Source organism: Streptomyces sp. S6, from assembly GCF_054880855.1.
The window spans coordinates 1-7173 of record NZ_JBTYMC010000321.1; the positions used below are offsets into that span (position 1 = coordinate 1).

Annotated in this window: 4 protein-coding genes; 3 read left to right on the forward strand and 1 reads right to left on the reverse strand. The window is 72.1% G+C overall.

Translation table 11 applies throughout. The features are described 5' to 3' along the window. The first annotated feature begins 1 nt into the window (after window position 1). The 3 genes from ACVNF4_RS29760 (at window position 2) to ACVNF4_RS29770 (ending at window position 4391) form a co-directional block, all read left to right on the forward strand. On the forward strand, window positions 2-1771 hold the full coding sequence (locus ACVNF4_RS29760; protein ID WP_461805985.1) for a LamG-like jellyroll fold domain-containing protein: 1770 nt from the start codon (window positions 2-4) through the stop codon (window positions 1769-1771). A gap of 20 nt (window positions 1772-1791) precedes the next feature. Next, window positions 1792-3477 (forward strand): PHP domain-containing protein, encoded by a 1686-nt coding sequence (locus ACVNF4_RS29765; protein WP_461805986.1) that lies wholly within the window; start codon window positions 1792-1794, stop codon window positions 3475-3477. A gap of 92 nt (window positions 3478-3569) precedes the next feature. Continuing rightward, window positions 3570-4391: a PaaX family transcriptional regulator gene (locus tag ACVNF4_RS29770; protein ID WP_461805987.1), complete on the forward strand. Its 822-nt coding sequence runs from the start codon at window positions 3570-3572 to the stop codon at window positions 4389-4391. Between the two features lie 133 nt (window positions 4392-4524). Here the strand turns inward: ACVNF4_RS29770 and fxsT are convergent. Then, window positions 4525-7173: FxSxx-COOH system tetratricopeptide repeat protein (gene fxsT / locus ACVNF4_RS29775; protein WP_461805988.1), on the reverse strand; the 2649-nt coding region annotated here is incomplete at its 5' end.

Here is a 7173-nt window from a genome sequence, read left to right on the forward strand (position 1 = left end):
GCTGCTCGGCGCCGCCGCGACCGCCGGCGTCGCGCTGCCGGCCGGTACCGCCTCGGCGGCGTCCTACGAGACGGAAGAAAAACGTTCTTCCTGGCGGCCCGACGCCAAGAGCCGGCGCTTCACGCTGGCCGTGATGCCCGACACGCAGTACCTCTTCGACGGCCCCAGCATCGACGCGAAGCCCGTCGAGGCGTCCCTGAGGTACCTGCTGGAGCACGGGAAGGACGAGAACATCGTCTTCCTGTCGCACCTCGGCGACCTCACCCAGAACGGCGCCGCCCCCGAGTTCGCGGCGATCGGCAAGGCGTTCGGGCTGCTGGACCGCAAGGGTGTCGGCTACAGCGTGCTGGCCGGCAACCACGACGTGCCGTCCTCGACGACCGACCAGCGCGGGGCCTCGCCCTACCTGGACGCGTTCGGGCCGAAGCGGTTCAAGGGGCACCCCACGTTCGGCGGTGCCTCCTCGGACGGCTACAACACGTACCACCTGTTCGAGGCGGGCGGCCGGCAGTGGCTGGTCCTCGCGCTGGACTGGCGGCTGTCGGACCAGGGGTACGCGTGGGCGAAGAGCGTCCTCGCGAAGCACCCGAAGACGCCGGTGATCCTGACTACGCACGAACTCGTCGTGGACGACAACCAGTTGTCGGACTACGGGCAGCAGCTGTGGGACCGGCTGGTCAAGGACCACGACCAGATCTTCCTCACGCTGAACGGGCACTACTGGCCGGCCGGGCGGGCAACTCGCAAGAACAGCGCGGGAAATGACGTCCACCTGCACCTGACGAACTATCAGAACCGGTACTTCGGCGGCGCGGCGATGATCCGGCTGTACCGCTTCGACCTCGACCGCAATGTGATCGACGTCGAGACGGTGTCGCCGTGGATCCTCGGGCGGGCGAAGAAGGGGCTCAACGAGTTCGAGCGGCAGGAGATCGAACTCAGCGGTGACGCCGACCGGTTCAGCGTCGACATCGACTTCGCGGCCCGCTTCGAGGGCTTCGCGCCCGCGCCGGTCCGGGCGGCGCGGCCGGTGTCCCGGATGCTGCTGCGGGGGACGGTCGCGTACTGGCGGTTCGACAAGGCCGTCTCCGGCGGCACGGTCCGTGACCTGTCGGGCAAGGGCAACGACCTGACGCTGGTGAGCGTGGGCGGCGGCTCGCTCGGCTGGTCGGCCGACCACCACCCCGACCAGCCGGGCCACGGCAGCCTGGAGTTCCAGGGCTTCAAGTCGCCGCTGAAGGGCGCCTACTTGAAGACCGTCCCCTCGGCGCCGCTCAACAAGGCCGTGTTCAAGAGCGGTTACACCATCGAGGCGTTCTACCGCCTGCCGGCCGACTGGGACCCCGCGCACCACGCGTGGTCGGGGATCGTCAGCCGGACCGGGACGGGCGGCGCCGCGCACAAGACCGGGGACGACCCGGACGAACCCCTCGCGACGCTCTCCCTGTCCAACGACCGTGAGCCGCAGTGGGCGATGCGCCCCCTCAACCAGGAGGGGATCGCCACCAACTGGGGCCAGCAGACGCCGCTGGAGACCTGGTGGCACGTCGCCGTCGTCAACGACGGCCGGCACACCACGCTGTACGTGGACGGCTGCCCCGTCGTCCGCAACCCCAAGGCCGCCTCGACGGGGATCACCTCCGTCGGACTGCCGTGGCTGCTCGGCGGCTACGAGTACGCCGGGAAGATCGACCAGATCCTGCACGCCCGCCTCGGTGACGTCAGGATCACCGAACGGGCGCTGCCCGTCACGCAGTTCATGAACCACTGAACTTCCAGAGAGACTCCGTCATGACCGAGCAGCAGCTCCCCACCTGGGCCGACCCCGCCGTCGCGCCCGCCGATCTCGACCCGCAGGGCGTCTCCCGACGCGGACTCCTGCGCAGCGCGGGCCTGTTCGGGGCGGCGTTCGCGCTGTCCCCGGCGCTGGCCTCGCCCGCCTCCGCCGCACCGGCCACCTTCGGCCGGGGTCACGGCGTCGGCGGTGAGGACCCGCGCCTCGCCTACCTCGTCGGCGACCATCACGTGCACTCCGTGTACAGCCACGACGCGAAGTACACGTTCTCCCAACTCGCCTCGAAGGCCGCCGAGTTCGGCCTCGACTGGATGGTGTTCACCGAGCACTCCAACTTCGGGCACGCCGACTTCGGCGCCGCCCTGGAGCACGGGGAGATCCTCAAGGCCCGCAAGGAGAACCCGCGTCAGCTGATCTTCCAGGGCCTGGAGTGGTACATCCCGGCCGCCGAGCACTGCACGGTGTTCACGCCGCCCGGTCCGAACGAGGTGGACGTCCTCACGCAGTTCGAGCGCGCCTTCGACGGCAAGCTCCTGAGCTACACGGACGGCGCCCCCGGCAACCCCAACACCGCCCGCAACGAGGCCCACGCCGTCAAGGCCGTCAAGTGGCTTGCGGAACAGCGCCGTTGCGGCAAGGTGGACGACGTCCTCGTCCTCGCCAACCACCCGCTGCGCCTCGGCATCGACTCCCCGCACGAGCTGCGGGCGTGGCGTGACGCGGCCCCCGAGATCATGATCGGCATGGAGGGGGCGCCGGGTGCTCAGGGCGCGGCGATCCCCGGCTGGCGCGGCGCGAACTCGATCCGGGGCGAGTACGAGAACTCCCCGTCGGTGAACTCCTTCGCGGGGTACCCGAAGGAGGCGTACCTCACGTACGGCGGCTTCGACTGGGCGACCGCGACGGTCGGCGGGCTCTGGGACTCGATGCTGGCAGAAGGCGGCCTGTTCTCGATCACCAGCAACTCCGACGCGCACCGGATCGTCTTCGACACCTGGAAGAACGGCGACTGGCCGGCCGGGAAGAACTTCGACAACACCGGCAAGCTGCCGGACCCGGTGAACACGACGTCCCCGCAGCCGGGCAGCGACTTCTGGCCGGGCCAGTTCAGCCGCACGCACGTCGGTGTCACCCGGTACGGGTACCGGGCGGTGATGGCCGGGATGCGCGCGGGGCGGGTCTGGGCCGACCACGGTCACCTGATCGACGGCCTGGAGGTGCGCCTGAAGCGGCAGCACGGCCACGGGCGGGGCGTCACCCTCGGCGGGCGGCTGCGGGTGCGCAAGGGGGAGAAGCTGACGCTGGAGGTCACCGTCACGACGGCGTCCCGGCGCAACCCGCACGGCATCCTGCCGAAGCTGGCGCACGTCGACGTCATCCGGGGCACGGTCACCGGCCGGGTCACCGACGCCGACTCGTGGAAGGCGCCCGACACGAAGGTCGTCCGCACGAAGGACGTCTCCGGCCTCAAGGGCACGTACACCCTGCGGATCCCGGTGGCCGTCGAGGACGACTCCTTCTACCTCCGGCTGCGCGGCAGCGACGGCAACCGCAGCGGGACGGGGTACCTCGGGGCGTCGGTCGACCCGCACGGGCCGATCCCGCACACCCCCGGCGACGGGGACCCGTGGACGGACACGTGGTTCTACGCGAACCCGATCTTCGTGGACGTGGTGGGCTGAGCACCGGCCGCCTCTCTCTGTGGGAACAGGGGGAGGCGGCGCCGTTTTCCGTCATCGTGTGAATTCTCCCCCCGCGGCGTACGGTTGGCCGCGTGACCACGGAAGAATCGGTGCGCCCCCAGTCCCTCATGCTCACGTTCCTGGGGGATCAGGTGCTGGGCCGGGGTGTGTGCGTGTACTCGGGGAGCGTCATCGACGTGTTCGCGCGGGCCGGGGTCGGGGAGCAGGCGACGCGGTCGACGCTGACGCGGATGGTGAACCGGGGGCTGCTGCGCCGGCAGCGGGAGGGCCGGCGGATGTACTTCGGGCTGACCGCGCACTCCGAGGCGGTCCTGCGGGACGGGGAGCGGCGGGTGTGGCACACCGGTGCGGTGAACCGGCGCTGGGACGGCACCTGGACGCTGCTCGGCTTCTCCCTGCCGGAGTCCTGGCAGCGCCAGCGGCACGACCTGCGCTCGAAGCTGGCGTGGCACGGGTTCGGCCCGCTGTTCAGCGGGCTGTGGATCGCGCCGGGTGAGGTGGAGGTCTCCGGGCTGGTCGAGGAGCTGGGGCTGAGCGCGCACGTGAAGGTGTTCCGGGCGCACGCCGACACCGGCACGGACCTCGGGGCGATGATCGAGGAGACCTGGGAACTGGGCGAACTGGCCGCCCGTTACCGCGCGTTCAGGGACCGCTGGCACCCCTGGGAGTCCGACCTCCCCGCCCCCGACGACGCCCTCGCCCACCGTCTCCTCCTCCAGACCGACTGGCTCCGCATCATCCGCCGCGACCCCCGCCTCCCCGTCGTCCACCTCCCCTCCGACTGGCCCGCCGACCCCGCGGAGAAGACGTTCCGGCATGTCCACGAACGCCTGACGCCACTCGCGGAGGAGGCGGCGGAACGGCTCATCGCGCTGGCTCCGGACCGGAGTTGACACCGAGGCCGATGGACACCGGGGTGCCGGTGAGGGCCGGCGGACGGCTGGATCGGCGACGTCCTGTCGTTCTGCTCGCCGTGGGGCTTCCCGCCGGACGGTCGTCCTGTCCCGGTGTCCGGTCGAGGTGGGGTCAGACGGTGGGCGGCTCCAGGTCGAGGGGGACGCGTCTGCCCTCCCGGACGCTCGCCGTGTGCGGATGTCCGGTCCCGAGGAGCCGCTCCAGGTCCGCCCGTGCGCTCTCCTGAAGTTGCTCGGCCTCCGGAAGCCGGTGCAGGGCCCGCAGCGTCGCGGAGAGGCCGGCCCGTGCGACGAGCGTGTCCGGATGCGCGGGTCCGAGCGACTTCTGGAGTCCCGCCACGGCGGCCCGCTCCAGTTCCTCCGACCGGTGCGGGTGCCCGGTCTCGGCGAACACGGCCGCGAGGTTCACCGCGCAGGCCGAGGTGAAGGGGTGGTCGTCGCCGAGCACCTCGCGCAGGGCGCCCCAGGTCTCCTCCAGCACGGCACGTGCCTCGGCAGGTTCTCCCGAACCCTGGAGGAACGTGCCGTGGTTGTTCGCGGCGGCGAGGGTCGCGGGGTGCCGGTCTCCCAGGGCGCTGCGGTACTTCTGCACGGCGTCGCGGGCCAGGGCGAGGGCCTCCTCGCGCAGGCCGGCGGCGTACAGGTCCGAGGCGTGTGCGAGGTTGCAGGCGAGGACCTCGGGGGAGGTCGGGGGGGTCCCCCGGTGCCGGTGGTGCTCGCGCACCTGGAGGGTCAGTGTCCGTGCCTCGTCGAGGGCGCCCGCCCGGCGCAGCGACAGGGCGAGGCTGCGGGCGCTGCGCAGGGTGTCGGGGTACGTCTCGCCGAACAGTGCCGTCCAGGACTCGTACGCGTCGCGCAGCAGGGACACGGAGGTGTCGTAGTCGCCGGTCGCCCGCAGGTCGTGGCCGAGGTTGGCGAGGCTGAAGAGGGTGTGCGGGTGCCGGGGGCCGAGGCCGGTGCGGCGCACCTCGTAGAGGTTCTGGTCGATCTCGCGGGCCTCGGTGTACCTGCCGCACAGCCGCAGGCACACCGCACGGTTGTTGTCGGCCATGAGGGTGCGCGGATGGTCCTCGCCCAGCGTCTCCTTGAACCCGAGGTACGTCTCGGCGATCATCTCCAGCGCCTCGTGGAACCGTCCGACCGAGGCGAGGTCGGTGGCGAGTGCGCTGGCCGACATCAGGATGTGCGGATGGCCGGGGGCGAGCAGGGACCGCTGGCGGGCGAGGGTGTCGGTCCCGGTCTCCACCGCCTGCGCGTAACGGCCTTGCGAGCGCAGGACGTTGGCGATGTGGAAGCGCAGGAGCAGGAGCTGGACCCGGAGGTCGGTGGGTCCGTCCTCGCCCTGCGCCCGCTGTTCCCAGCGTTCCCGCAGGTTCTCGGCGAGGGCGAGCGCGGCGTCGAGGTCGCCCCGCTGCCACACGTGCCGGATCCGGTCGAGGAGGAGCTGCCGGGTTTCGGGGAGGTCGCAGGAGCTCGCCCCGCAGGCGTCGAGGTGCGGCCAGATCGCGGCGAACGCGGCGTGGTTGGCGGGGTCGTCGACGGGTTCCTCGCCCGGGGGGCGGGCCCCCGCGAGGACGCGGTGGACGATGTGCCGCGCCTCGGCCTGTTCCCGCGGGGTGAGCCGGGAGCGGACGGCGGCCTGGACGAGGCGGTGGACCTGGATGGTGGCGTGCCGGCGGTCGGCCTTGGCGAGCGCGAACCGGCCGATGTCGCGGATGACCCGGCCGAGGACCAGTTTCTCCTGGAGGGCGGGGTCCTCGGCGGACAGGACGCGGATCATCTCGTCGCCGTACAGGAGGCTCAGGGCGATCGGCTCGGGGGCGAAGAACGCGCACAGGTGCAGGAGGCGGGCGGCGGCCGGGGAGTGTTCCCCGAGGCGCCGGACGGAGACGTTCCAGGTGGCGGCGACGGAGTGCGGGTGGTCCGCGGACCGGCTGAGGAACTGGTCGTTTCCGGTCTGCCGGTCGAGTTCGGCGAGGTAGTCGTCGACGGGGGTCGCGGTCTCGGCGAGCCAGGCCCCGGCCTGTTCGAGGGCGAGGGGCAGGTCGCCGACGGCGGCGGCGACCCGGCCGGCGTCCTCGGCGGCGAGGCCGGGTGCCCGGCGCAGGAGGTGTTCGACGCTCTCCTCGCGCAGGAACGGTTCGACCTCCAGGACCTCCGTGCGGCGGTTCCAGGTGCGGTCGCGGGAGGTGACGAGGACATGGCCGCTGCCGCCGGGGAGGTAGCGGCCGGTGTCCTCGGGTTCCTCGGCGTTGTCGAGAACCAGCAGCCAGCGCAGATCGGGGCCGGCCCGGCGCAGGTGGTCGAGGACCCCCCGGGTGGTGTCCTCGCCCGGGGGGAGGCCGAGCGCGGCGGCGAGGTCCGAGAGCGCGGAGGCCGCGAGGTCCCCCTGTTCGGCGGGGATCCACCAGACGAGGTCGTAGTCGGCGGCGAAGCGGTGCGCGTACTCCAGCGCGGTGTGGGTCTTGCCGACGCCGCCGAGGCCGTACAGGGTGCAGGCGGCGGCGTGTCCGGCGGTGCCGAGGGTGTCGCGCAGCCGCTCCAGGAGGGCGTCGCGGCCGGTGAAGCCGGGGTTGCGGGGGGAGAGGTTCCACAGCCGGGGGACGGTGCCCGGGAAGCGGGCGGTGGTGCGGGTGCCGTCGGCGGGTCCGGCGGGCGGACGGGATCGCGGTGTAGGACGGCGTGTAGGACGGCCACAGGGAGGTGTCGTATGTGTGCACGTAGGACCAAACGACCCGGACGGGCAAGGGATGCGGTGGGA

Coding starts and splice junctions, on each gene's coding strand:
- ACVNF4_RS29765 (WP_461805986.1), top strand. CDS start 1,792: ATGACCGAGCAGCAGCTCCCCACCTGGGCCGACCCCGCCGTCGCGCCC.